The organism is Serratia sp. FDAARGOS_506 (assembly GCF_003812745.1).
In the GTDB taxonomy this organism is placed as follows: Bacteria; Pseudomonadota; Gammaproteobacteria; order Enterobacterales; family Enterobacteriaceae; genus Serratia.
Window position 1 is genome coordinate 1,373,824 of record NZ_CP033831.1, and the last position, 24,287, is coordinate 1,398,110.

Below are 24,287 nucleotides of genomic sequence, written 5' to 3' on the forward strand. Positions count from 1 at the left end.
TTGATAATAGAATTTTGGTATCGAATTATACCAAAGGCGGCAAATTATACAGCATTAGCCGAGGCGCGCAATCGGAACCGTACATTTGCCGATGCGCCGTGTAAACTGATGCCTTCTTTTTTTCAATTTGGATGAGATCATGCCCGTCGTACACGTTGCTTTGCCGGTCCCCCTCGCCCGCACCTTCGACTATCTGCTGCCGCCCGGCATGCAGCCGGTGGCCGGCGCGCGCGTAGGCGTGCCCTGGGGCAGGCAGCATGCGATTGGCATCGTCACCGGCTGCAGCGACACCAGCGAACTGCCGCTGGACAAGCTCAAGCCGATCGACAGCGTGATCGACGCCGAGTCGCTGTTCTCTCCCAGCCTGTGGCGCATCCTGCGCTGGGCCAGCGATTATTATCACTACCCCATCGGCGAAGTGCTGTTCCATGCGCTGCCGATCCTGCTGCGGCAAGGCAAACCGGCCGAAGCCACGCCGCTGTGGCAATGGTTCGCCACCGAGGAGGGGCGCGCCACCCCACCCGAAAGCCTGAAACGCGCGCCGAAACAGCAGCAGGCGCTGGCGGCGCTACTGCAACGCCCGGTCTATCGCCATCAGGTCAGCCAGTTGGAGCTGACGGAGAGCGCCCTGCAGGCGCTGCGCGCCAAAGGGCTGATCGATCTGCGCGCTCAGGTCGCGGATACGCAAGACTGGCGCCCCAACTTCGCGGTGCTCGGCGAGCGGCTGCGGCTGAACACCGAACAGGCTACCGCCGTCGGGGCGATCAGAAGCGAGGATGAGCAGTTCGCCGCCTGGCTGCTGGCCGGGGTGACCGGCTCCGGCAAGACCGAGGTATACCTCAGCGTGCTGGAAAACGTGCTGGCCAAAGGCAGGCAGGCGCTGGTGCTGGTGCCGGAAATCGGCCTGACGCCGCAAACTATCGCCCGCTTTCGCGAGCGCTTCAACGCGCCGGTAGACGTGCTGCACTCCGGCCTGAACGACAGCGAGCGGCTGGCGGTTTGGCTGCGCGCGCGCAGCGGCGAAGCCGCCATCGTCATCGGCACCCGCTCGGCGCTGTTCACGCCGTTCCGTCAGTTGGGCGTGATCATCATCGACGAAGAGCACGACAGCTCTTACAAACAGCAGGAAGGCTGGCGCTATCACGCCCGCGATCTGGCGGTGTTCCGCGCCCGGGAAGAGGACATCCCGATGGTGATGGGCTCCGCTACCCCGGCATTGGAAACGCTGCACAACGTGCAGCTGGGCAAATATCGCCAACTGAAGCTCACCCAACGTGCGGGCAACGCCAAACCGGCGGCGCAGCACCTGATCGATCTGAAGGGGCTGCCGCTGAAGGTCGGGCTGTCGCAGCCGCTGTTGAAGCGCATGCAGCACCATTTAAAAGCCGGCAATCAGGTGATGCTGTTCCTCAACCGCCGCGGTTACGCACCGGCGCTGCTGTGCCACGAATGCGGCTGGATCGCCGAGTGTCAGCGCTGCGATCACTACTACACCTTCCACCAGCACCAGCGCCAACTGCGCTGCCACCACTGCGACAGCCAGCGGCCGGTGCCGCACCAGTGCCCGCAGTGCGGCTCCACTCACCTGGTATCGGTCGGCGTCGGCACCGAACAGTTGGAGCAGGAGTTGGCGCCACTGTTCCCCGATACGCCGATCACCCGCATCGATCGCGACACCACCAGCCGCAAAGGCGCGCTGGAGCAGCACCTGGCGGATATTCATCGCGGCGAAGCGCGCATTCTGATCGGCACGCAGATGCTGGCCAAGGGCCACCATTTTCCCGACGTCACCCTGGTGGCGTTGCTGGACGTGGACGGCGCGCTGTTTTCCGCCGATTTCCGCTCCGCCGAGCGTTTCGCTCAGCTGTATACCCAGGTCTCCGGGCGCGCAGGCCGCGCAGGCAAACAGGGGGAAGTGCTGCTGCAAACCCACCATCCGGAGCACCCACTGCTGCAGGTGCTGCTGCAACAAGGTTACGACGCCTTCGCCAAGCAGACGCTGGCGGAGCGCAACAGCGTGTTTCTGCCCCCCTACACCAGCCACATCATCGTGCGCGCCGAAGATCATGACAACCAGCAGGCCCCGCTGTTCCTGCAGCAGCTGCGCAACCTGCTGGAAGCCAGCCCGCTGAAAGATGATTCGCTGTGGGTGATGGGCCCGGTGCCGGCGCTGCAATCCAAACGCGGCGGCCGTTTCCGCTGGCAGCTACTGCTGCAACACCCGACGCGGCGCGTCCTGCAACAGCTGATGAAAAGCTCGCTGCCGCTGATCGGCACTCTGCCGCAAACGCGCAAGGTGAAATGGACGCTGGATGTCGATCCGATCGACAGCTGATCCCGGAAAAGTCCGATTTAGCTGCCGCAGTGCAAACGTTTACCCTTGAAATTGCGAGCGAACGCTAAAAAACCTTCTCAGGTCACATTTTTTATGCAAATTAGGTAACAAAGGCGGGGCGTATTCTGTTTAGAATGTCTGCGAGGGCAAATTTTGTCGCCACCTCGCAGCGCGACGGAGTGCCCGAACGCGAGTGGCGCTCAATGACAAGCATCTCGCCCACCGCATGCCGGACATTGTGAGCAAACAGCAGTAGTGGCGTCGGCATGGGGCTGACGCAAGGAGAAAGGCGTTGGAACACAAGAAAGAGTTATCCATGGCGACCATGAAAGACGTCGCCGAAATGGCGGGCGTTTCAACGGCTACCGTATCGCGTGCGCTGATGAACCCGGAAAAGGTGTCAACGCCGACGCGCCAGAAAGTGGAACAGGCCGTCCTGGCCGTGGGTTATTCTCCTCATGCTCTGTCACGCAATATCAAGCGCAACGAATCTCGCACCATCCTGGTGATCGTGCCCGACATCTGCGATCCTTTTTTCGCCGATGTGATCCAGGGGATCGAACAGACCGCCGCCCAACAAGGCTATCTGGTGCTGATCGGCGACTGCGCGCAGCAAAACCAGCAAGAGCGCACCTTCGTCAATCTGATCATCACCAAACAGATCGACGGCATGCTGCTGCTCGGCTCCAACCTGCCGTTCGACGCCAGCAAGGAAGAGCAGCGCAACCTGCCGCCGATGGTGATGGCCAACGAATTCGCCCCCGAGCTGGAACTGCCGACGGTACACATCGACAACCTGACCGCCGCCTTCGAAGCCGTGCATTATTTGCACCAGTTGGGCCACCGACAGATCGCCTGCGTGGCCGGGCCGGAACAGATGCCGTTGAGCCATTATCGGCTGCAGGGTTACGTTCAAGCGCTACGTCGTAATGGCATTACCGTCGAAAGCAGCTATATTACCCGGGGTGATTTTACCTATGAAGCCGGCGCGCAAGCGCTGACCATGCTGATGGCTCAGCCGAAACCGCCGACGGCGGTGTTCTGCCACAGCGACGTCATGGCGATCGGCGTGCTGTCCCAAGCGAAGAAAATGGGGCTGCGGGTACCGCAGGATCTGTCGATCGTCGGCTTTGACGACCTCAAGCTGGCGCAGTATTGCGATCCGCCGCTGACCACGGTGGCGCAGCCGCGCTTCCAGATTGGCCAGCAGGCGATGTTATTGCTGTTGGAGCAGTTGAACGGCCAGACGGTGGCCAGCGGCTCCCGGCTATTGGACAGTGAATTGATTATCAGAGGCAGCACCGCTGCCCCGAAACGCTAGTCAAATATTTTAGGGTTCAGTAACATGACGGACTTATCCTCTCATCAGGACACAGCGGAATAATAGTGGCACAAAAAGACTATGTAAGCCGTGGGCGCGCAGCAGGAGCGAAGCGTAAAACCCCCAGCCGTAAAAAACGCAGTTCTCCGAAGGTTTCCAAAACCGTGCTGGCGTTAGCCGCCGCGTTGCTGGTTGTCTTTGTCGGCGGCCTCTATTTCATTACGCACAACAAGCCGGAAGACGCGCCGCTGTTGCCTGCGCACACCACGCGCCCCGGTAATGGCCTGCCGCCGAAGCCGGAAGAGCGTTGGCGCTACATCAAAGAGCTGGAAAACCGGCAGATCGGTGTGCAAACCCCGACCGAGCCGACGGCCGGCGGCGAGCTCAATTCCAAAACTCAGCTGACCGCCGAACAGCGACAGTTGCTGGAGCAGATGCAGGCCGACATGCAGCAGCGCCCGACGCAGCTGAACGAAGTGCCATATAACGATCCGGGCCAGGCCAACGCGCGCAGTACCCGCCAGCAGCAGATGCAACAACAGCAAATGCAGCAGCAGCCGATACAGCAACAGCAGCAGGTCAGCCAGCCACCGCGCAACCCGTTCAATAACGGGGCTACTACCGCGCCGGTGCAGCAGCACCAGCAGCCAAAACCGGCTACTCAGCAACCGGTGCAGGTGAAACAGCCTGAGCCAAAGCCGCAACCGAAGCCGGAGCCCAAACCGGAAGTGAAGCAGGAAACGGCCAAGCAGGAAACCAAACCGGAATCGAAACAGAAGTGGATGGTGCAATGCGGTTCGTTCCGCGCCACCGATCAGGCTGAATCAGTGCGTGCGCGCCTGGCGTTCGAAGGCATCGAGAGCCGCATCACCGCCGGCGGCGGTTGGAATCGCGTGGTACTCGGCCCGTACAGCAGCCGCACCGCCGCGGACAAAACCCTTTCGCGCCTGAAGGGCGTCGGCATGTCGAGTTGCATTCCCCTCTCCGTTGGGGGTTGAAAAGCGTCAATCCCCCCCCATCTATACTCTCAATATGCCTCGTAGCGTCTGCGAAAGCAGGCGCTGCGGGGACTTCTTTCCGTCTTTAACGAGGGTCTGCTCGTGACAACAATTGTAAGCGTACGCCGCAACGGCCAGGTCGTCATCGGTGGTGATGGCCAGGCAACCCTGGGTAATACGGTGATGAAGGGTAACGTCAAGAAAGTGCGTCGCCTGTACAACGACAAAGTGATTGCCGGTTTCGCCGGCGGCACCGCTGACGCCTTCACGCTGTTTGAACTGTTTGAACGCAAACTGGAAATGCATCAGGGCCACCTGGTGAAAGCCGCCGTCGAGCTGGCGAAAGACTGGCGTACCGACCGCATGCTGCGCAAGCTCGAAGCGTTGCTGGCGGTCGCCGATGAAACCGCTTCGCTGATCATCACCGGCAACGGCGATGTGGTGCAGCCGGAAAACGATCTGATCGCCATCGGCTCCGGCGGCCCGTACGCCCAGGCCGCAGCCCGCGCCATGTTGGAAAATACCGAGCTGAGCGCCCGTGATATCGTTGAGAAATCCCTCAACATCGCCGGCGACATCTGTATTTACACCAACCATTTCCACACCATTGAAGAATTGCCTTCCAAAGCGTAAGGATCGAATACCATGTCTGAAATGACCCCGCGCGAGATCGTCAGCGAACTGGACAGCTATATCATTGGCCAAAACAAAGCCAAACGCGCTGTCGCCATTGCCCTGCGCAACCGCTGGCGCCGGATGCAGCTCAACGAGATGCTGCGTCACGAAGTGACCCCGAAAAACATTCTGATGATTGGCCCGACCGGCGTCGGTAAAACCGAAATCGCTCGTCGTCTGGCGAAGCTGGCCAACGCGCCGTTCATCAAGGTTGAAGCCACCAAGTTCACCGAAGTGGGCTACGTGGGCAAAGAAGTGGATTCCATCATCCGCGATCTGACCGATGCCGCCATCAAAATGGTGCGCATGCAGTCGATCGAGAAAAACCGTACCCGTGCCGAAGAGTTGGCCGAAGAGCGCATTCTCGACGTGCTGATCCCGCCGGCCAAGAACAACTGGGGCCAGCCGGAAGAGCATCAGGAGCCGTCCGCCGCCCGCCAGGCATTCCGCAAAAAACTGCGCGAAGGCCAACTGGATGACAAAGAGATCGAAATCGATCTGGCCGCCGCGCCGATGGGCGTGGAAATCATGGCGCCTCCGGGCATGGAAGAAATGACCAACCAGCTGCAGTCGATGTTCCAGAACCTCGGCGGTCAGAAGCAAAAGCCGCGCAAGCTGAAGATCAAAGAAGCCTTCAAGCTGCTGGTGGAAGAAGAAGCCGCCAAGCTGGTGAATCCGGAAGAGCTGAAAGAGCAGGCGATCGAAGCGGTTGAACAGCACGGCATCGTGTTTATCGACGAGATCGATAAAATCTGTAAGCGCGGTGGCCAAAGCTCCGGCCCTGACGTCTCGCGCGAAGGCGTGCAGCGCGATCTGCTGCCGCTGGTGGAAGGCTGCACCGTGTCGACCAAACACGGTATGGTGAAGACCGACCACATCCTGTTCATCGCCTCCGGCGCGTTCCAGACCGCCAATCCGTCGGATCTGATCCCGGAACTGCAGGGCCGTCTGCCGATCCGCGTTGAGCTGCAGGCGCTGACCACCGAAGACTTTGAGCGCATCCTGACCGAGCCGAGCGCGTCGTTGACCGAGCAGTACAAAGCGCTGATGGGCACCGAAGGCGTCAACATTGAGTTCACCGCTGACGGCATCCGTCGCATCGCCGAAGCCGCGTGGCAGGTCAACGAAAGCACCGAGAACATCGGCGCACGTCGGCTGCACACCGTGCTGGAGCGTCTGATGGAAGATATTTCCTACGATGCGAGTGAAATTAATGGCCAATCCATTACAATTGATGCGGATTACGTGCGCAGTCATCTGGATGAACTGGTGGCGGATGAAGATTTGAGTCGTTTTATCCTATAATCGCTCAATCATTGTCTTGTCAGTCATCTGTGTGGGAGGCATTGCCTCCCACAATTATTTCTAACGGACACCGCAACTTACTGACAGAAGCGAAACATGAGCTCATCAATCTCCACCACCCCGATCTCCGCCTGGCTGGAAAGTCTACGCCCCCGCACCCTGCCGTTGGCCTTTGCCTCCATCGTGGTCGGCTCGGCAATCGCCGCCTGGCACGGCAGTCTGAAACCTGAAGTGGCGCTGCTGGCGCTGTTGACCGCCGGCCTGCTGCAGATCCTCTCCAACCTGGCGAACGACTACGGCGATGCGGTCAAAGGCAGCGACAAAGAAGATCGCATCGGACCCTTGCGCGGCATGCAAAAAGGCATGATCACCCAGGCACAGATGAAACGGGCGCTGGTGGTGACAGTGGTGCTGATCGCCCTCGCCGGCTGTTCGCTGATCGCCGTCGCCTGCGAGCAACCCAGCGACGTGGTGGGCTTCCTGGTGCTGGGCGGGTTGTCTATCGTGGCGGCCATCACTTATACCGTCGGCAACAAGCCCTACGGGTATTTGGGGCTGGGCGACATCTCAGTGTTGGTGTTCTTTGGCTGGCTGAGCGTGGCCGGTACCTACTATTTGCAAACGCACACCTTCGACAGCGTCGTGATGCTGCCGGCCACCGCCTGCGGCCTGCTGGCGACGGCGGTGCTCAACATCAACAATCTGCGCGATATCGAGAGCGATCGCGAAAACGGCAAGAACACGCTGGCGGTGCGTCTCGGCCCGCACAAGGCGCGCATTTACCATGCCCTGTTGCTCGGCGGCGCGGTGTTGTGTTTCGCGCTGTTTACGCTGTTCAATCTCCACAGCCCGTGGGGCTGGCTGTTCGTGCTGGCGATCCCGCTGCTGGTGCGCCACGGCCTGCGCGTGCTGCGCGATACGACGCCGGTCGGCATGCGGCCGATGCTGGAGCACATGGTCAAAGCGGCATTGTTGGCCAACCTGCTGTTCGCTATCGGCGTGGCGCTCAGTTAAAAACTGATGATTTTGCCAACAGGGCGAATAAAGGGATATACTGAACATTCCAGCGGCAAACAGACGTAAAATCCTATGAAATACGATACTTCCGAACTTTGCGACATCTATCATGAAGAGGTGAACGTTGTTGAACCTCTGTTCTCCAATTTTGGCGGGCGTACTTCATTTGGCGGGCAGATCACCACGGTGAAATGCTTTGAGGATAACGGCCTGTTGTTCGATCTGCTTGAAGAAAACGGCCGCGGCCGCGTGCTGTTGATCGACGGCGGCGGTTCGGTACGTCGTGCGCTGATCAACGCCGAACTGGCGCGCCTGGCCGCCCAGAACGAATGGGAAGGCATCGTGGTGTACGGCGCGGTGCGTCAGGTGGACGATCTGGAAGAGCTCGACATCGGCATTCAGGCGATGGCGGCGATCCCGGCGGGTGCCGTAAGCGAAGGCGTGGGCGAAAGCGATATCCGCGTCAACTTCGGCGGCGTCACCTTCTTCTCCGGCGACCACCTGTATGCCGACAACACCGGCATCATCCTCTCCGAAGACCCGCTCGACATCGAGTGATTTTCGGTCATGAAAAAGGGCGCCTGAGGCGCCCTTTTCGTTGCTGCATGGCGTGAGGAATCAGACCTCTTCCATTTTGCCCAGCAGAGCGCGCAGGCGATCTTGCCATACGTGCTGTTCTTCTTTCAGCTGTTGGTTTTCGCGCACCAGCGCTTCGTGGTTGCCGGAGGCAGCCTGAACTTCCTGCGACAGAGAGTTGTTTTTGTCTTTCAGCTCTTCAATTTCCATCTGCAACAGGGTGATGGTATCAATCGCCTGCTGTACTTTTGCTTCCAGTTTCTCAAATACTTCAAATGACATGCTTCAGTCCCCTCATGATAGCAAGGCGTACATCTATAAGTAGCGGCCGCAACATCGGCTGCAGCTACTGCGAATATTGCATCGCACTCAGTGACGCGCGCCGTTACGGAAGGCGCGCCGGTCTCGATTCGTTAAAAACGATTGTAAGTAGCCAGTCTCCGCCTGTCTAGCAACATACCGGATCATCACGCAGTCTGTTGCAATTTTCCTGCCCCCACCATCAGCAAAAACTGAAAATCCCCGCCCCTACCGCCGCGAGTTGTTAACAACCCTCGCCAAATCACTGGTCAGATCACACTTTTATGGCTCAGAAAGAACACTAAACGACGCGAAATCGCTCAATTTTATGACGAGCCACACACATTTTGATTTCGCTATTTCTCGTTTATGTTCGTTAACGATAAATTTACATCACGTCCTTATTCAATAATTGGACGAGATGAAAAAACTGTGCCCATAGGCCGGATGTCTACCCAACTGAGCCTATAAACCAACAACCGCCGTTTTGCAGGACAACAACATTATGAGCCAAACCACCAGTCCGACATTAAAAGGCCAGTGCATCGCCGAGTTCCTCGGCACGGCGCTGCTGATCTTCTTTGGCGTAGGCTGCGTTGCCGCGCTGAAACTGGCGGGCGCCAGCTTCGGCCAGTGGGAAATCAGCATCATTTGGGGCCTGGGCGTCGCCATGGCCATCTATCTGACCGCCGCCATTTCCGGCGCGCATCTCAACCCTGCGGTCACCCTCGCCCTGTGGCTGTTCGCCTGTTTCGACGGGCGCAAAGTGGTGCCTTACATCATTGCGCAGGTCGCTGGTGCCTTCTGCGCTGCAGCCCTGGTTTATGGGCTGTACTACAACCTGTTCTTCGACTTCGAAACGGCTCACCACATGGTGCGCGGCAGCAACGAAAGCCTCGAACTGGCCGGTATCTTCTCGACTTACCCTAACGCGCACATCTCCGTCGGCCAGGCCTTCCTGGTAGAAACGGTGATCGCCGCCATTCTGATGTGCCTGATCCTGGCGCTGACCGACGACGGCAACGGCATTCCGCGCGGTCCGCTGGCGCCGCTGCTGATCGGTATTCTGATTGCCGTGATCGGCGCCTCCATGGGACCATTGACCGGCTTTGCGTTGAACCCGGCGCGTGACTTCGGGCCGAAACTGTTCGCCTACCTGGCCGGCTGGGGCAAAGTCGCCTTCACCGGCGCACGCGACATCCCGTACTTCCTGGTGCCGATCTTCGCCCCTATCGTCGGCTGTGGCCTGGGCGCTTTCGGTTACCGCGCGCTGATTGGCCGCCACCTGCCGTGTGACGTCTGCGTGACGGAAGAAGAGCCCGACGCCAAGACCCAGCAGCGCAAAGCGTGATGGGTGCAGTTTTAAACGGTTAACAACAGCAGGATAATTACCATGACTGTAGAAAAAAAATACATTGTCGCACTCGACCAAGGGACCACCAGTTCACGCGCCGTCGTGCTCGATCACGACGCCAACATCGTTGCGGTATCGCAGCGCGAATTCCCGCAGATCTATCCAAAGGCCGGCTGGGTTGAGCACGACCCGATGGAGATCTGGGCGTCGCAAAGCTCGACGCTGGTAGAAGTGCTGGCGAAAGCCGACATCAGTTCCGATCAGATCGCCGGCATCGGCATCACCAACCAGCGCGAAACCACCATCGTCTGGGAAAAAGAGACCGGCAAGCCGATTTACAACGCCATCGTCTGGCAGTGCCGCCGCACCGCCGACATCTGCGAGAAGCTCAAGCGCGACGGCCTGGAAGAGTACATCCGTCACAACACCGGCCTGGTGGTTGACCCGTACTTCTCCGGCACCAAGGTGAAGTGGATCCTGGACAACGTCGAAGGCGCCCGCGAGCGCGCCAAGCGCGGCGAGCTGCTGTTCGGCACCGTCGATACCTGGCTGGTGTGGAAAATGACCCAGGGGCGCGTACACGTTACCGATTACACCAACGCCTCACGCACCATGATGTTCAACATCCATGAGCTGGACTGGGATGAACGCATGCTGGAAGTGCTGGATATCCCGCGCGCCATGCTGCCGAAAGTCCGTCCTTCCTCCGAGGTCTACGGCCAGACCAACATTGGCGGTAAGGGCGGCACGCGTATTCCTATCGCCGGAATCGCCGGTGACCAACAGGCGGCATTGTATGGCCAGCTGTGCGTTCAACCGGGCATGGCGAAGAACACCTACGGCACCGGCTGCTTCCTGCTGATGAACACCGGCAAAGAAGCGGTACGTTCGAAAAACGGCCTGCTGACCACCATCGCCTGCGGCCCGCGCGGCGAAGTGAACTATGCGCTGGAAGGTGCGGTGTTCATCGGCGGTGCGTCTATCCAGTGGCTGCGCGACGAGCTGAAACTGATCAGCGACGCCGCCGACTCCGAATACTTCGCCACCAAGGTGAAAGACAGCAACGGCGTCTATGTGGTGCCGGCCTTCACCGGCCTGGGCGCGCCATACTGGGATCCGTATGCCCGCGGCGCCATCTTCGGTCTGACCCGTGGCGCCAACAGCAACCACATCATCCGCGCCACGCTGGAATCCATCGCCTTCCAGACCCGCGACGTGTTGGACGCCATGCAGGCCGACGCCAACACCCGCCTGCAATCGCTGCGCGTGGACGGCGGCGCGGTCGCCAACAACTTCCTGATGCAGTTCCAGTCCGATATCCTCGGCACCCGCGTAGAACGCCCTGAAGTGCGTGAATCGACGGCGCTGGGCGCCGCTTTCCTGGCGGGCCTGGCCATCGGCTACTGGAACGATCTGGATGAAGTGAAGAGCAAAGCGGTGATTGAGCGCGAGTTCCGCCCAAGCATCGAAACCACCGAACGCAACTACCGCTACAGCGGCTGGAAAAAAGCGGTGGCTCGCGCTCAGGCATGGGAAGATCACGAGTAATCCCGAAGCTGCCGTTTCTCCAACAAGCGCTGCCTGCGGGCGGCGCTTTTTTTTGCCCCGCCCCGCCGCCGCCGCGCTGTGATAGACTTTGCCGATATTTTCTTCCCTTTCTCACAGACAGGTTTGCCATGAAACGTGAATTAGCCATCGAATTTTCCCGCGTTACCGAAGCCGCCGCGCTGGCGGGCTACAAATGGCTGGGACGCGGCGACAAGAACGCCGCCGACGGCGCGGCGGTCCACGCCATGCGCATCATGCTCAACAAAGTGGATATCGATGGCCGCATCGTGATCGGCGAAGGCGAGATCGACGAAGCGCCGATGCTGTATATCGGCGAACAGGTCGGCACCGGCCAGGGCGACGCGGTCGACATCGCGGTCGATCCGATCGAAGGCACCCGCATGACCGCCATGGGCCAGTCCAATGCGCTGGCGGTACTGGCGGTGGGCGATCGCGGCACCTTCCTGCACGCGCCGGACATGTACATGGAGAAGCTGGTGGTCGGCCCGGCGGCGCGCGGCGCTATCGACCTCAATCTGCCGTTGGCGGAGAACCTGCAGAACGTCGCCGCACGGCTGGGCAAACCGCTGTCGCAGCTGACGGTGATCGTCTTGGCCAAACCGCGCCACGACGGCGTCATCGCGCAGATGCAGAAGCTGGGCGTGCGGGTGTTCGCCATTCCTGACGGCGACGTGGCAGCCTCCATTCTCACCTGCATGCCGGAAAGCGAGGTTGATGTGATGTACGGCATCGGCGGCGCGCCGGAAGGGGTGATCTCAGCCGCGGTGATCCGCGCGCTGGACGGCGACATGCAGGCGCGTTTGCTGCCGCGTCATGAGGTGAAAGGCGACAGCGCCGAAAACCGCCGCCTCGGCGAGCAGGAGCTGGCGCGCTGCCAGGAAATGGGTATTGAGGCCGGTCAGGTGCTGCGCATGGAGCAGATGGCGCGCAACGACAACGTGATCTTCTCAGCCACCGGCATCACCAAGGGCGATCTGCTGGAGGGCATCAGCCGCCAGGGCAATATGGCCACGACCGAAACCCTGCTGATCCGAGGTAAGTCGCGCACCATCCGCCGCATCCGTTCGACCCACTATCTGGATCGCAAAGACCCGGCGCTGCACGAGTTTTTGCTGTAACGAAACAGGGCGCCGAAAGGCGCCCTGTCGTTATGCGGTATGCCCCTGATGCTGCATCCGGTTGGACAGCGGCCACCAGCACAGCAGGATCAGCAGCGCCATCGCGAACATCAGCAATCCGAGGCTGAACTGCCCGGTTTGCGGCAACATGGCGGAAAGCCAGGTCGCGAGCCCCGACCCCATGTTCTGCATGCCGCCTACCAACGCGCCCGCCGCACCGGCCAGATAAGGGAACGGCTCCATCGCCCCGGTGGTGGCCAGCGGGAACAGCATGCCGGCGCCGAAGAAGAACAGCGCGGCCGGCACGATCAGCGTCCAAATGTTCATCACGCCGAACCAGCCCGGGATCCACATCATCGCCCCCGCCAGCAGACAGCTAATCACCGAATGCCACATCAGGGTGTGGAAGGTCTTGCCGTCGCGCCCGGCGTACCAGGCGCCGAAAAATGCCGCCGGGATCGGCAGAATGAACAGGATGCTGACGGTCAAACCGCTCAACCCCAACACGCCGCCCATCAACACGCCACAGCTGGCCTCGAATACCGCAATCCCCGCCAGCGCGCCGATCAGCATCACCAGATAGCAGCTGAAGGTGCTGTCGCCCAGCAGCTGACGGAAACTGGCCAGCATGCGGCGTTTTTCCGTTTGCACCGGGCGGGTCTCCGGTAGCCAGCGAAACATGGCGAAGGCGACGCAGGCGCACAGCGCCAGCAGGAAGGCGTAACAGGCGCGCCAGCCGAACACCATCGCCAATGCGCCGCCGATCACCGGTGCCAGCAGTGGGCTAACCAGAATCCCCATGTTCAACAGGCTGTTGGCGTAGCGCAGCGCGGTGCCGGCATACAGATCGCGCGGCATGGTGCGCGCCATCACGCCCGCCACGCCGGTGCCCATGCCCTGAATCGCGCTGGCGGCGACCAGCATCGTCAGGTTGGTGGACAGCAGCGCCCCCAGCGCACCGACCAGGAAGATCATCATGCCGGTCAGGATCACCGGGCGACGCCCGATACGGTCCGATATCGGGCCGTAAATCAGCTGGGAGAAACCGTAGGTCAGCAGATACGCCGCCATCACCCGTTGTACGGCGCCGGTGCGAACCGACAGATCGTGAGCGATATCAGCAATAACGGGAACATAAATGGTTTGCGCCATCTGGCCGACGGCGACCAACAGGATAAGCATCACCAGCAGGTGAAAATTCTCTAGTTTTCTCATTATCTTCGTTAACGTTTCAACTCGTCACAGCGTCCCGGTATGGCCGTTGCAGCAGCCAGAACGGCGAGCAGCCCTCTATGGCGGCATAAACTAATCAAATCTGATTTTTTTAGCGAGTTTCAGGCAGATATTGATCCAGGTCACACTGGCAGCAAACCCGACCAGGCTCGTAAATTAAACTGTACGTCTAACGCTTTGGAGTTAAAAATTGCGCCCTTGCAGTAGCTGCGCTTTAGCATTTAATCGATAATTCTTTTCATCAACTTGAAATAAAATAACACCATAGGGATTTGGTTCATGAAAACACCTGAGCTGATTTTATTGCAGTTAAAGGCTCTCGGCCCGCACTCGGCCAAAATGCTGGCGGAGCGTCTGGACATCACGCCGATGGGCATCCGACAACATCTGCAATCCCTGGAAAAACGTGAGTTGGTTTGTTACGAAGAAGCGCGCAGCAAGGTCGGTCGTCCGACGCGTTACTGGTCTCTGACCGAACGGGGGCACGCCTTTGCCGCCGCCGATCAGGAGCGACTGCGGGAATCCGCGCTGCAGCTGTTTGGCAGCGCCGGGGTGGAACCGTTGCTCAACGCGCGCGAAGAGCAGCTTTATCTGCGTTATGCCGAAGAGCTATCCGCCGAGCGCAGCCACCAAGATCGGTTAGCCCGCCTGGTGCGTCTGCGGCAACACGACGGTTACATGGCCGAATTGCTCGATCACCCGCACGGTGCGCTGTTGGTGGAAAACCACTGCCCGATCGGCGTCGCCGGCTCGAGCTGCAGCAGCCTGTGCAATTCCGAGCTGCAGCTGTTTCACCGCCTGTTCGGCCACGACTACCGGGTAGAGCGCACCGCACACGCCATTTCCGGCTCACGACATTGTGCTTATTTGATTCGACCACGGGAGCTTTAGAGTATGGCTGAATGGGTAAACGGCAAGGTTACGCAGGTAAAACAATGGACCGACGGGCTTTTCAGCCTGGTGGTCAATGCCCCCATCGATCCTTTCACCGCCGGGCAATTCGCCAAGCTGGCGCTGGAGATTGACGGTGAACGGGTGCAACGCGCCTACTCCTACGTCAATGCCCCCGACGATGCCAATCTGGAGTTCTATCTGGTCACCGTGCCGGAAGGCAAACTGAGCCCGCGCCTCAATCAGCTGCAACCGGGATCGGACGTGATGGTGACCAAAGAAGCCGCCGGCTTCTTTGTGCTGGACGAGGTGCCGGACTGCGACACGCTGTGGATGCTGGCAACCGGCACCGCCATCGGCCCTTATTTATCGATTCTGCAGCAGGGTGTCGGCCTGGAGCGCTTTAACAACCTGGTACTGGTGCACGCCGCACGCTTTGCGCGTGACCTGAGCTACTTGCCGCTGATGCAGCAACTGCAGCAGCGCTACAACGGCAAGCTGCGTATTCAGACCGTCGTCAGCCGTGAAGAAGCGCCCGGTTCACTGACCGGTCGCGTACCGGCGCTGATCGAGGACGGCCGATTGGAGGCGTCGATCGGTTTAACCATCGACGCCGAGACCAGCCACGTGATGCTGTGCGGCAACCCGCAAATGGTGCGGGACACCCAGCAAACGCTGAAAGATCACCGCGAGATGCGCAAACATCTGCGCCGTAAGCCGGGCCACATCACCAGCGAACACTACTGGTAACCCGGCCGGGGTCAGCGGAACTTCACCGGTTCGGCTTCCGGGCCGAACCGATTATCCCCCGGCGTGCCGACGAAGGCGCCCAGATCGATCATCATCATCACGATAATCAGCGTCGGAATGAAGCGCCCGACGCCCCATTGCCAGATCGGCGCCAGCATCTGCCAGTTCCCCGCCGCCAGCATCCACGCCAGGATCAGCAGCAGCGCCCACCAGCCGGCCTTGTTGCGATCGTGCAGGCGCTTGACCAGCACCGCCGCCGTCGGCCAAAGCAGCGCCACGATAAAGAAGGCGATGGATTGGATGGCGATCAACTGATAATTGGCCAACGTAAACGCCGCCGCCATCAGCACCAACCACAGCCCCATCCAAATCCAGAAGTCGCGCCGCCCGATGCGACCCTTAAAAGAAAAACACCACTGTTGTAACGTCATCGATTCCTGCGCTCTAAGCCTGCCCATATTCTGCGCCGCAGTGTAACATAGGCGCTGCCGGGCCGAGTTTTCCGCCTCGCATAACGCGGCGCGCCGCACAGCTTTCTCGTCAGCGAACCGATAATGGCGTGGGATCTTTGACAAGCCCCGCGGGTTATCGCTTTAATCGGAGCCATCTTTGTCCTTGATGCCATACGCCATGCTGAGAAAAACCCTCGTCATCGCCTGCCTGCTGCAGGTGGCCGCCAGCGCCTGGGCCGATCCACCGGCCGCCGAAGTGAAACCGACCGCACCATATCTGCTGGCCGGGGCGCCAACGTTCGATCTGACGGTGGTCAAATTCCGCGAGAAATACAATCGCGACAACCCTAAGCTACCGATTGGCGAATTCCGCGCCATTCCCGCCGCTGAAGACGATTCGCCGCTGCTGACGCGCGCCGCCAGCAAACTCAACGAAAACCTGTACGCTTCCACCGCGCTGGAGAAAGGTACCGGTAAAATCAAAACGTTGCAGATCACTCACCTGCCGCTGCAACAGGCCAATGAAGAAAAAGCCGCGCGCACCATCGCCATCAACTACATGGCGGCGCTGATGCGCCAGTTCGAACCGGCGTTGACGGTGGAACAGAGCCAAAACAAGGTGAACAACCTGCTGGAAAAAGGCAAAGGATCGCGCTTTTACCAACAGCAGGTCGGCGCTATTCGCTATGTTGTCTCGGACAACGGCGATAAAGGCGTAACCTTCGCGGTTGAACCGATTAAGCTTGCGCTTTCCGAGCCGTAACGACGCGGCATTTAATGACGAAAAGCAAAGCCTTCGCGCTTAATGATCTCTATACTGTTGGGCAGGTAAACTGCCGGTCCGGCAGTTGTCATTTCGACTCTCGCGTTTTCTAGTTGGAGGAAAAAACATGCGTCATCCATTAGTTATGGGTAACTGGAAGCTTAACGGCAGCACCCACATGGTCAACGAACTGATCGCCGGCCTGCGCAATGAGCTGAGCAGCGTTGACGGCTGCGGCGTCGCAATCGCCCCGCCGGTGATGTATCTGGATCAGGCCAAGCACGCGCTGGCCGGCAGCCGCATCGCGCTGGGCGCGCAGAACGTGGACGTTAACCTGTCCGGCGCCTTCACCGGTGAAGTTTCCGCCAACATGCTGAAAGACGTCGGCGCCCAGTACATCATCATCGGCCACTCCGAACGTCGTACCTACCACAAAGAAAGCGACGAAGTCATCGCCGAGAAATTCGCCGTGCTGAAAGAAGCCGGCCTGATCCCAGTGCTGTGCATCGGTGAAACCGAAGCGGAAAACGCTGCAGGCAAAACCGAAGAAGTGTGTGCGCGCCAGATCGACGCCGTACTGAAAACGTTGGGCGCTCCGGCGATGAAAGGCACCGTGATCGCCTATGAGCCAGTCTGGGCCATCGGTACCGGCAAATCCGCCACCCCTGCACAGGCCCAGGCCGTGCACAAATTTATCCGCGATCACATCGCCAAACACGATGCCGCGGTTGCCGCTGAAATCATCATCCAGTACGGCGGTTCGGTGAACGACAAGAACGCCGCAGAGCTGTTCTCTCAACCGGACATCGACGGTGCGCTGGTTGGCGGCGCCTCGCTGAAAGCCGACGCTTTCGCCGTGATCGTCAAAGCCGCTGCCGCAGCGAAAAAAGCCTGATTACCTTAGGCTTGCCATAAAAAAACCCCGGCTTGCCGGGGTTTTTTATTGCCGCTCAAACGGGATCAGCGTTTGCTGATCTCGTCGAACACGCCGCCGGTGGCAAAGTGCACCTTCTGCGCTTCGGTCCAGCCGCCGAAGGTGTCATCCACGGTGAACAGCTTCAGCTGCGGGAACTGCCCGGCAAACTTGGCCGCCACCGCCGCATCACGCGGACGGTAATAGTGCTGTGCCGCGATGGTCTGCCCTTCCGGCGAATACAGATACTTCAGGTAGGCGGTCGCCACGTCGCGGGTACCGCGTTTATCGACCACCTTATCCACCACCGACACCGTCGGTTCGGCCAGGATCGATTCACTCGGGGTGATAATCTCGAACTTGTCTTTGCCCAGCTCTTTCTCCGCCAGCAGCGCTTCGTTTTCCCAGGCGATCAGCACGTCGCCGATGCCGCGCTCAACGAAGGTGTTGGTCGAGCCGCGCGCGCCGGAATCCAACACTTCGACGTTCTTGTACAGGTTTTTGACGAACTCCTGCGCCTTGGCCTTATCGTTGTTGTTGTGGTGCAGCGCGTATCCCCAGGCGGCCAGGTAGTTCCAGCGGGCACCGCCAGAAGTTTTCGGATTCGGGGTGATCACCGACACGCCCGGCTTGAGCAAATCAGGCCAGTCGTGAATTTGTTTCGGGTTGCCTTTACGCACCAGGAAGACGATGGTCGAGGTGTAAGGTGCCGAGTTGTCCGGCAGGCGTTTGATCCAGTCTTTCTCGATGCGCCCGCGTTCGGCGATGGCGTCAACGTCATAGGCCAACGCCAGCGTCACCACGTCGGCCTCGATGCCGTTGATCACCGAGGTCGCCTGTTTGCCGGAGCCGCCATGCGACTGGCGCACCGTCACCTTGTCGCCGGTTTCCGCCTGGTAGTGCTTGCTGAATGCCGTGTTGTAAGCCTGATAGAACTCACGCGTCGGATCGTATGACACGTTCAGCAATTGAATATCCTTCGCCATGACGCCGGACGCCAACAGCACCAATGTCAGACCTACACCCCATTTACGCATCGACAGGCTCTCCCAGAAAATTAAGCGCAACCTCAATCGGTTGATTTAGCATCAGAGCCTGCCAGAAACTTTCCCGGCAATTAAAGAATAAAAAATTTTGGGATAGATGATTCCGGAATATATAGCCGGCAGGCATAAAAAAGCCCCCGCAAGCGGAGGCTTTTTTGTCGTACGGAGAGCGGCGTATCAGTACAGTTTTTTCGCCGTTTCCAGCCAGTCACCCTTGAACGGACGCTTCATGTTTTCGATCGCATCGATGATGTCGTGGTGCACCATTTTTTCGTTCTGGATACCGACGCAGCGGCCGCCGTAGCCCTGCAGCAGCAACTCGATGGCGTAGGCGCCCATGCGCGAAGCCAGGATGCGGTCATAGGCAACCGGCGAACCGCCGCGTTGAATGTGGCCCAGCACGGTGGCGCGGGTTTCACGCTTGGTTTCCTGCTCAATGTGGCGCGCCAGCTCATCGATGTCGCAGATGTGCTCGGTGATCGCCACGATGGCGTGTTTTTTACCTTTGGCGATGCCGGCCTTGATTTCGCACACCAGGTCTTCGCGGTTAAATTCGATTTCAGGCAACACGATGAATTCGCAGCCGCCGGCAATCGCCGCCGCCAGCGTCAGATCGCCGCAGTAACGGCCCATCACTTCCACGATGGAGATACGCTGGTGCGACGAGGAGGTATCGCGCAGGCGGTCGATCGCTTCCACCACGGTTTCCAGCGCGGTGAAGTAACCGATGGTGTAGTCGGTGCCGGCAACATCGTTATCGATGGTGCCCGGAAGACCGATGCACGGGAAGCCTTCTTCCGTCAGGCGTTTGGCACCCATGTAGGAACCGTCGCCGCCGATCACCACCAGCGCGTCAATGCCACGATTCTTCAGGTTTTCAATCGCCTTGGCGCGCACGTTTTCATCCCTGAACTCCGGGAAGCGGGCCGAGCCGAGGAAGGTGCCGCCACGGTTGATCATGTCGGACACGCTATAGCGGTCCAGCTGCTCCATGCGATCTTCGTACAAGCCAAGGTAGCCATCGTAAATACCAAAAACTTCCAGACCTTCTGAAAGCGCAGAACGCACAACGCCGCGGATGGCAGCGTTCATACCCGGCGAATCACCGCCGCTCGTCAGTACACCGATTTTCTTGATCATGACTACCTCTGAACTGTGTAGATGCAATTTCTTAAGAATTCTGTCTCCGCCGATCGTCTTGAAACCTCTCCGGCTGCAGAAAACCAGCTTTACGGCTTATGGCTGGATATTATATCAAAAACACCCAGCTGAATTGATTCAAGTCACGCAATATAACGGTAAAAACATCGCATGGCACGCTGAGCTAACTCAGATATTCATGATAATACTTCGATCTGTGCCTCTATCTGATTATAGCTCCCAATGCCCCTGCCTACCCGGCGGCACCACGGAGCACGGATCCAGGTGAATGATGACGTCCGCCCCCGCAAAACGGTGCCGCAACGCCTGTTCCACCTGATCGGCCAACCGGTGCGCTTCACTCAGCGGCAGCGCATCGTCCATCTCCAGATGCAACTGGATGAAACGCGTCGGCCCTGACTGCCGCGTGCGCAGATCGTGCGCGCCTTTCACGCCGGGCCAGGAGGAAACCACCTCGATAATCGCCTGGCGCTCGTCATCCGGCAACGCCCGATCCAGCAACGATTGCACCGCTTCGTAACCCATGCGCAGCGCGCTATAGAGGATGTAAACGCCGATGCCCAACGCGAACAGCGCGTCCGCCCGCTGGAAGCCGTACCAGCTTAGCCCAAGAGCGATAAGAATAGCACCATTCATCATGACATCTGACTGATAATGCAGCATATCTGCGCGCACCGCCTGGCTGCGGGTTTTTCTGACCACCCAACGTTGATAGGTGACCAGAATCAGGGTGCTGATCAACGCGATCACCGTCACGATGACCCCGACACCGGGATCGCGCAGCGTTTGCGGCGCATACAGATGCTGGAAGCCGGTGAGGAACAGAAACAGGGCGGAGCCGGAAATAAACATGCTTTGCGCCAGCGCCGCCAGCGACTCCGCCTTGCCGTGGCCAAAGGTGTGCTCGGCATCGGCTGGCTGCAGTGAATAGCGCACCACCAAAAGGTTGGTCAGCGAGGCGGCGATATCGACCAGCGAATCCACCAGCGCCGCCAGCAGGCTGACCGAACCGGTGTGGTACCAGGCGACGATTTTGATCAACAGCAGCGACGACGCCAGCGCGGTAGCGGCCAACGCAGCGGACTTTACCAGGCGAGCATAGCGCTGTTCCATTAAGGGATCCCGGTCAAAAGGTGTGGCGCTCAATATAGCGAAATGTCGGATAAAAAAAACCCCGCCATCATGGCGGGGAAGACAGGGATGGTGTCTATGGCAAGGAAAAACAGGGGACTACTCAGTCGTACTTCACTTCTGGGCAGAAGCTTGCTGCAAACCAGAAATTTGTTGCTCCATCTGCTGCATACGCTGCTGATGTTTCTGGTCTAAAACACTTTTTTGCTCTGGCGTCAGCAGGTTATACATTTGGTTGCGCACCCGGGCCATTTCGACCTGGCGCTTGACCTGCTGTTGGGCCATCTTTTCCGCCTGGGCATACACGGCGGCTTCGTCAAATTTCTCTGCGGTCACCAGTTTATGCATGGCTTCCATTTCAGCTACATTGACACCAGGCAGATCGTGCCGGGCCTGGCGCATCAAATCGCGCATTTGCTGGCGCTGCTGTTCGCTGAGGCTGACACCGTCGAACATATGGTGTTGGCCGGGTATTCGGGTCATCGCGTCGTTGCCGGGAGGTTGGGCTGTGTCCGGTATAGTGTCGGCAGCGAAGGCAGCGGTCGAACCAATTGCCAGCAGTGATGCCATAACTAATGCGGTCACCTTACGCATTTCAACTCCTCAAGCTTTCTCACTTTGCGAATCAACGAGGAGCAGTGTACCGCTACACCTGAAAACCTGCGTCAGTGCATGTAAAACTACGTAAAGTCATGGAATGGCAACAGTTGATGACGTATTTTGCGTCTGGAGGTAAATCATAATGAACAAGATTCTGTTAGTTGACGACGACCGCGAGTTGACCTCGCTGTTAAAAGAACTGCTTGAAATGGAAGGTTTTAATATCGTCGTCGCGCACGATGGCGAGCAGGCATTGTCGCTGCTGGACAGCTCCGTCGATCTGCTGCTGCTCGACATCATGATGCCGAAGAAAAACGGCATCGATACGCTGAAAGAACTGCGCCAACATCACCAAACGCCGGTCATCATGCTGACCGCGCGCGGCAGCGAACTGGACCGCGTGCTGGGCCTGGAACTGGGCGCCGATGATTACCTGCCGAAACCCTTCAACGATCGCGAACTGGTCGCGCGCATTCGCGCCATTCTGCGCCGTTCCAACTGGAGCGAACAGCAACAGCAGGTCGACAGCGGCGCCCCGACGCTGGATGTCGATGGCTTGCAGCTGAACCCCGGCCGCCAAGAGGCCAGCTTCGACGGCCAGGTGCTGGATTTGACCGGCACCGAGTTCACCCTGCTTTATCTGCTGGCGCAGCATCTCGGCCAAGTGGTGTCGCGCGAACTGCTAAGCCAGGAAGTACTGGGCAAACGCCTGACCCCGTTCGATCGCGCCATCGATATGCACATCTCCAACCTGCGGCGTAAGCTGCCGGATCGCAAAGACGGGCATCCGTGGTTCAAAACCCTGCGCGGGCGTGGTTATTTGATGGTATCTGCAACATGATCAATAGTTTGACGGCACGCATCTTCGCCATTTTCTGGTTTACGTTAGCCCTGGTGCTAATGCTGGTGCTGATGGTGCCTAAGCTCGACTCCCGCCAAATGACCTCTCTGCTCGACAGCGAGCAGCGGCAGGGGTTGATGCTGGAACAGCACGTCGAGGCCGAGTTGCAAAACGATCCGGCCAACGATCTGATGTGGTGGCGCCGTCTGTTCCGCGCTATCGACAAATGGGCGCCACCGGGCCAACGCCTGCTGCTGGTCACCAGCGAAGGCCGGGTGATCGGCGCTCAGCGCAATGAAATGCAGATCGTCCGTAACTTCATCGGCCAATCCGACAACTCGGATCATCCGAAGAAGAAAAAGTACGGCCGCGTTGAGCTGGTCGGGCCGTTCGCAGTGCGCGACGGCGAAGACAACTACCAGCTGTATCTGATTCGCCCCGCCAACAGCCCGCAATCCGATTTCATCAACCTCATGTTCGACCGGCCGCTGCTGCTGCTGATCGTCACCATGCTGATCAGCGCCCCGCTGCTGCTGTGGCTCGCCTGGAGCTTGGCGAAACCGGCGCGCAAACTTAAGAACGCCGCCGATGACGTGGCGCGCGGCAACCTGAAGCAGCATCCGGAACTGGAGGCCGGCCCGCAGGAGTTCCTGGCCACCGGCGCCAGCTTCAACCAGATGGTCAGCGCGCTGGAGCGCATGATGAACGCGCAGCAGCGGCTGATCTCGGACATCTCGCACGAGCTGCGCACGCCGCTGACTCGCCTGCAGCTGGCCACCGCGCTGATGCGCCGCCGCCACGGCGAAGGCCACGAGCTGGCGCGCATCGAAACCGAAGCGCAGCGGCTGGATTCGATGATCAACGATCTGCTGGCGCTGTCGCGCGGGCAGCAGAAGGGCGAGCTGGCCCGCGAGCAGCTGAAGGCCAACGAGCTGTGGGCCGACGTGCTGGACAACGCCGGTTTCGAAGCGGAGCAGATGGGCAAACAGCTCGAGATCACTGCGCCGCCCGGCCCGTGGACGCTGTTCGGCAACGCGAGCGCGCTGGACAGCGCGTTGGAAAACATCGTACGCAATGCCCTGCGTTATTCGCACACCCGCATCGCCGTGGCGTTCAGCGCCGACAATCAGGGCGTGACCATCCAGGTTGACGACGACGGCCCCGGCGTCAGCGCCGAAGACCGCGAGCAGATCTTCCGCCCGTTCTACCGCACCGATGAAGCGCGCGACCGCGAATCCGGCGGCACCGGCCTCGGCCTGGCGATCGTCGAAGCGGCGGTCAATCAGCATCGCGGCTGGGTGAAGGCCGAGGACAGCCCGCTTGGCGGCCTGCGGCTGGTGCTGTGGCTACCGCTGCATCATCAACGTCTGTCGACTAAGACAGAACAGTAAGAGTTTGCTATCCTGCGCCCCTCGTTAACGAGGGGCCTGCAACATGCTGAACATCGTTTTATTTGAACCCGAAATTCCACCCAACACCGGCAATATCATTCGCCTGTGTGCCAATACCGGCTTTAACCTGCACCTGATCGAACCGCTCGGATTCCCGTGGGATGACAAGCGCCTGCGCCGCGCCGGGCTGGACTATCATGAGTTCACCCGCGTCAGCCGTCATGCCGATTACGCCGCCTTTCTCGCTGCCGAAAATCCACAGCGGCTGTTTGCCCTCACCACCAAAGGCACGCCGGCGCACAGCGCCGTCAGCTATCAGCCCGGCGATTACCTGTTGTTCGGCCCGGAAACCCGCGGGTTGCCCGCCGATATCCTCGATGCGTTACCTGCGCAGCAAAAAATCCGCATCCCGATGCAGGCACAAAGCCGCAGCATGAACCTGTCGAATGCCGTATCGGTGGTGGTGTATGAAGCCTGGCGACAGTTGGATTATGCCGGCGCGCTGATCAAGGCGTGATCCGCGACGACACGCCATACTGGAAGCATC

At 59.5% G+C, this 24,287-nt stretch carries 24 protein-coding genes; 17 read left to right on the top strand and 7 right to left on the bottom strand.

Going from position 1 to position 24,287, the window contains the following annotated elements; translation table 11 throughout:
* Positions 1 to 139 precede the first annotated feature (139 nt).
* The 7 genes from priA (at position 140) to rraA (ending at position 8,209) form a co-directional block, all read left to right on the top strand.
* Positions 140 to 2,335 carry a primosomal protein N' gene (gene priA / locus EGY12_RS06770; RefSeq protein ID WP_123892956.1) on the top strand — a complete coding sequence of 732 codons (2,196 nt, stop codon included), beginning with the start codon at positions 140 to 142 and terminating at the stop codon, positions 2,333 to 2,335.
* Between the two features lie 292 nt (positions 2,336 to 2,627).
* Positions 2,628 to 3,656, top strand: a complete 1,029-nt coding sequence (gene cytR, locus EGY12_RS06775; RefSeq protein WP_060435288.1) for a DNA-binding transcriptional regulator CytR — start codon at positions 2,628 to 2,630, stop codon at positions 3,654 to 3,656.
* 65 nt (positions 3,657 to 3,721) lie between these two features.
* Positions 3,722 to 4,654, top strand: a complete 933-nt coding sequence (gene ftsN, locus EGY12_RS06780; RefSeq protein ID WP_123892957.1) for a cell division protein FtsN — start codon at positions 3,722 to 3,724, stop codon at positions 4,652 to 4,654.
* A 102-nt stretch (positions 4,655 to 4,756) separates the two neighbouring features.
* Positions 4,757 to 5,287, top strand: a complete 531-nt coding sequence (hslV, locus tag EGY12_RS06785; protein ID WP_004931085.1) for an ATP-dependent protease subunit HslV — start codon at positions 4,757 to 4,759, stop codon at positions 5,285 to 5,287.
* Positions 5,288 to 5,299: 12 nt separating this feature from the next.
* On the top strand, positions 5,300 to 6,634 hold the full coding sequence (gene hslU, locus EGY12_RS06790) for an HslU--HslV peptidase ATPase subunit (RefSeq protein ID WP_049201789.1): 1,335 nt from the start codon (positions 5,300 to 5,302) through the stop codon (positions 6,632 to 6,634).
* Positions 6,635 to 6,730: 96 nt separating this feature from the next.
* Entirely contained in the window at positions 6,731 to 7,648 is a 918-nt protein-coding gene (locus EGY12_RS06795) for a 1,4-dihydroxy-2-naphthoate polyprenyltransferase (RefSeq protein WP_123892958.1), read from the top strand.
* A gap of 75 nt (positions 7,649 to 7,723) precedes the next feature.
* Positions 7,724 to 8,209, top strand: coding sequence for a ribonuclease E activity regulator RraA (gene rraA / locus EGY12_RS06800; protein WP_123892959.1), 486 nt, complete (start codon positions 7,724 to 7,726; stop codon positions 8,207 to 8,209).
* A gap of 60 nt (positions 8,210 to 8,269) precedes the next feature.
* Here rraA and zapB read toward each other — a convergent pair whose 3' ends face one another.
* Positions 8,270 to 8,509, bottom strand: coding sequence for a septal ring assembly protein ZapB (gene zapB, locus EGY12_RS06805; protein WP_004931092.1), 240 nt, complete (start codon positions 8,507 to 8,509; stop codon positions 8,270 to 8,272).
* A 523-nt stretch (positions 8,510 to 9,032) separates the two neighbouring features.
* Between zapB and EGY12_RS06810 the strand changes: the two genes are divergently transcribed.
* From EGY12_RS06810 to glpX, 3 genes are all read left to right on the top strand, one after another.
* Positions 9,033 to 9,878 (top strand): MIP/aquaporin family protein, encoded by an 846-nt coding sequence (locus tag EGY12_RS06810; RefSeq protein WP_123892960.1) that lies wholly within the window; start codon positions 9,033 to 9,035, stop codon positions 9,876 to 9,878.
* A gap of 42 nt (positions 9,879 to 9,920) precedes the next feature.
* Complete coding sequence (gene glpK, locus EGY12_RS06815) at positions 9,921 to 11,429, top strand: glycerol kinase GlpK (protein ID WP_019452234.1); 1,509 nt, start codon at positions 9,921 to 9,923, stop codon at positions 11,427 to 11,429.
* 128 nt (positions 11,430 to 11,557) lie between these two features.
* Complete coding sequence (gene glpX, locus EGY12_RS06820) at positions 11,558 to 12,568, top strand: class II fructose-bisphosphatase (protein ID WP_123892961.1); 1,011 nt, start codon at positions 11,558 to 11,560, stop codon at positions 12,566 to 12,568.
* A gap of 30 nt (positions 12,569 to 12,598) precedes the next feature.
* Here glpX and emrD read toward each other — a convergent pair whose 3' ends face one another.
* Positions 12,599 to 13,783 (bottom strand): multidrug efflux MFS transporter EmrD, encoded by a 1,185-nt coding sequence (gene emrD, locus EGY12_RS06825; RefSeq protein ID WP_004931102.1) that lies wholly within the window; start codon positions 13,781 to 13,783, stop codon positions 12,599 to 12,601.
* 297 nt (positions 13,784 to 14,080) lie between these two features.
* Here emrD and EGY12_RS06830 point away from each other — a divergent pair, with 297 nt between their 5' ends.
* Together EGY12_RS06830 and fpr are read left to right on the top strand one after the other, a co-directional pair.
* Positions 14,081 to 14,692, top strand: a complete 612-nt coding sequence (locus EGY12_RS06830) for a metalloregulator ArsR/SmtB family transcription factor (protein WP_123892962.1) — start codon at positions 14,081 to 14,083, stop codon at positions 14,690 to 14,692.
* A gap of 3 nt (positions 14,693 to 14,695) precedes the next feature.
* Positions 14,696 to 15,442, top strand: a complete 747-nt coding sequence (fpr, locus tag EGY12_RS06835) for a ferredoxin--NADP(+) reductase (protein WP_123892963.1) — start codon at positions 14,696 to 14,698, stop codon at positions 15,440 to 15,442.
* Between the two features lie 11 nt (positions 15,443 to 15,453).
* Here fpr and EGY12_RS06840 read toward each other — a convergent pair whose 3' ends face one another.
* Positions 15,454 to 15,873 (bottom strand): DUF805 domain-containing protein, encoded by a 420-nt coding sequence (locus tag EGY12_RS06840; protein ID WP_016929710.1) that lies wholly within the window; start codon positions 15,871 to 15,873, stop codon positions 15,454 to 15,456.
* A 199-nt stretch (positions 15,874 to 16,072) separates the two neighbouring features.
* On the opposite strand from EGY12_RS06840, the gene EGY12_RS06845 reads away from it, so the two are divergent.
* Complete coding sequence (locus tag EGY12_RS06845; RefSeq protein WP_123895565.1) at positions 16,073 to 16,657, top strand: DUF1454 family protein; 585 nt, start codon at positions 16,073 to 16,075, stop codon at positions 16,655 to 16,657.
* A gap of 127 nt (positions 16,658 to 16,784) precedes the next feature.
* On the top strand, positions 16,785 to 17,552 hold the full coding sequence (gene tpiA, locus EGY12_RS06850) for a triose-phosphate isomerase (RefSeq protein WP_004931113.1): 768 nt from the start codon (positions 16,785 to 16,787) through the stop codon (positions 17,550 to 17,552).
* A gap of 65 nt (positions 17,553 to 17,617) precedes the next feature.
* On the opposite strand, the gene EGY12_RS06855 is transcribed toward tpiA, so the two are convergent.
* The 4 genes from EGY12_RS06855 to cpxP all read right to left on the bottom strand — a co-directional run bounded on the left by EGY12_RS06855 (position 17,618) and on the right by cpxP (position 21,502).
* A complete protein-coding gene (locus EGY12_RS06855; protein WP_123892964.1) occupies positions 17,618 to 18,607 on the bottom strand; it encodes a sulfate ABC transporter substrate-binding protein in 990 nt (329 codons plus the stop codon).
* A 186-nt stretch (positions 18,608 to 18,793) separates the two neighbouring features.
* Complete coding sequence (pfkA, locus tag EGY12_RS06860; RefSeq protein WP_004931116.1) at positions 18,794 to 19,756, bottom strand: 6-phosphofructokinase; 963 nt, start codon at positions 19,754 to 19,756, stop codon at positions 18,794 to 18,796.
* 231 nt (positions 19,757 to 19,987) lie between these two features.
* Entirely contained in the window at positions 19,988 to 20,890 is a 903-nt protein-coding gene (gene fieF / locus EGY12_RS06865) for a CDF family cation-efflux transporter FieF (RefSeq protein WP_123892965.1), read from the bottom strand.
* A 132-nt stretch (positions 20,891 to 21,022) separates the two neighbouring features.
* Positions 21,023 to 21,502: a cell-envelope stress modulator CpxP gene (cpxP, locus tag EGY12_RS06870; protein ID WP_004931122.1), complete on the bottom strand. Its 480-nt coding sequence runs from the start codon at positions 21,500 to 21,502 to the stop codon at positions 21,023 to 21,025.
* A gap of 148 nt (positions 21,503 to 21,650) precedes the next feature.
* Between cpxP and cpxR the strand changes: the two genes are divergently transcribed.
* The 3 genes from cpxR to trmL are packed head-to-tail and all read left to right on the top strand — an operon-like array spanning position 21,651 to position 24,257.
* Positions 21,651 to 22,349, top strand: a complete 699-nt coding sequence (gene cpxR, locus EGY12_RS06875; RefSeq protein WP_004931124.1) for an envelope stress response regulator transcription factor CpxR — start codon at positions 21,651 to 21,653, stop codon at positions 22,347 to 22,349.
* Positions 22,346 to 23,740: an envelope stress sensor histidine kinase CpxA gene (cpxA, locus tag EGY12_RS06880; protein ID WP_123892966.1), complete on the top strand. Its 1,395-nt coding sequence runs from the start codon at positions 22,346 to 22,348 to the stop codon at positions 23,738 to 23,740. The genes cpxR and cpxA overlap by 4 nt, the downstream gene beginning before the upstream one ends.
* A 43-nt stretch (positions 23,741 to 23,783) precedes the next feature.
* The gene (trmL, locus tag EGY12_RS06885; protein WP_123892967.1) at positions 23,784 to 24,257 is read left to right on the top strand and encodes a tRNA (uridine(34)/cytosine(34)/5-carboxymethylaminomethyluridine(34)-2'-O)-methyltransferase TrmL; all 474 of its coding nucleotides are present in this window, start codon (positions 23,784 to 23,786) and stop codon (positions 24,255 to 24,257) included.
* Positions 24,258 to 24,287 lie beyond the last annotated feature (30 nt).

What these genes read in the sequence shown, in the direction of transcription:
- priA (WP_123892956.1), top strand. Translation starts at nt 140, where the DNA reads ATGCCCGTCGTACACGTTGCTTTGCCGGTCCCCCTCGCCCGCACCTTC.
- hslU (WP_049201789.1), top strand. Translation starts at nt 5,300, where the DNA reads ATGTCTGAAATGACCCCGCGCGAGATCGTCAGCGAACTGGACAGCTAT.
- EGY12_RS06795 (WP_123892958.1), top strand. Translation starts at nt 6,731, where the DNA reads ATGAGCTCATCAATCTCCACCACCCCGATCTCCGCCTGGCTGGAAAGT.
- rraA (WP_123892959.1), top strand. Translation starts at nt 7,724, where the DNA reads ATGAAATACGATACTTCCGAACTTTGCGACATCTATCATGAAGAGGTG.
- zapB (WP_004931092.1), bottom strand. Translation starts at nt 8,509, where the DNA reads ATGTCATTTGAAGTATTTGAGAAACTGGAAGCAAAAGTACAGCAGGCG.
- EGY12_RS06810 (WP_123892960.1), top strand. Translation starts at nt 9,033, where the DNA reads ATGAGCCAAACCACCAGTCCGACATTAAAAGGCCAGTGCATCGCCGAG.
- glpK (WP_019452234.1), top strand. Translation starts at nt 9,921, where the DNA reads ATGACTGTAGAAAAAAAATACATTGTCGCACTCGACCAAGGGACCACC.
- glpX (WP_123892961.1), top strand. Translation starts at nt 11,558, where the DNA reads ATGAAACGTGAATTAGCCATCGAATTTTCCCGCGTTACCGAAGCCGCC.
- emrD (WP_004931102.1), bottom strand. Translation starts at nt 13,783, where the DNA reads ATGAGAAAACTAGAGAATTTTCACCTGCTGGTGATGCTTATCCTGTTG.
- EGY12_RS06830 (WP_123892962.1), top strand. Translation starts at nt 14,081, where the DNA reads ATGAAAACACCTGAGCTGATTTTATTGCAGTTAAAGGCTCTCGGCCCG.
- fpr (WP_123892963.1), top strand. Translation starts at nt 14,696, where the DNA reads ATGGCTGAATGGGTAAACGGCAAGGTTACGCAGGTAAAACAATGGACC.
- EGY12_RS06840 (WP_016929710.1), bottom strand. Translation starts at nt 15,873, where the DNA reads ATGACGTTACAACAGTGGTGTTTTTCTTTTAAGGGTCGCATCGGGCGG.
- EGY12_RS06845 (WP_123895565.1), top strand. Translation starts at nt 16,073, where the DNA reads ATGCTGAGAAAAACCCTCGTCATCGCCTGCCTGCTGCAGGTGGCCGCC.
- tpiA (WP_004931113.1), top strand. Translation starts at nt 16,785, where the DNA reads ATGCGTCATCCATTAGTTATGGGTAACTGGAAGCTTAACGGCAGCACC.
- EGY12_RS06855 (WP_123892964.1), bottom strand. Translation starts at nt 18,607, where the DNA reads ATGCGTAAATGGGGTGTAGGTCTGACATTGGTGCTGTTGGCGTCCGGC.
- pfkA (WP_004931116.1), bottom strand. Translation starts at nt 19,756, where the DNA reads ATGATCAAGAAAATCGGTGTACTGACGAGCGGCGGTGATTCGCCGGGT.
- fieF (WP_123892965.1), bottom strand. Translation starts at nt 20,890, where the DNA reads ATGGAACAGCGCTATGCTCGCCTGGTAAAGTCCGCTGCGTTGGCCGCT.
- cpxP (WP_004931122.1), bottom strand. Translation starts at nt 21,502, where the DNA reads ATGCGTAAGGTGACCGCATTAGTTATGGCATCACTGCTGGCAATTGGT.
- cpxR (WP_004931124.1), top strand. Translation starts at nt 21,651, where the DNA reads ATGAACAAGATTCTGTTAGTTGACGACGACCGCGAGTTGACCTCGCTG.
- cpxA (WP_123892966.1), top strand. Translation starts at nt 22,346, where the DNA reads ATGATCAATAGTTTGACGGCACGCATCTTCGCCATTTTCTGGTTTACG.
- trmL (WP_123892967.1), top strand. Translation starts at nt 23,784, where the DNA reads ATGCTGAACATCGTTTTATTTGAACCCGAAATTCCACCCAACACCGGC.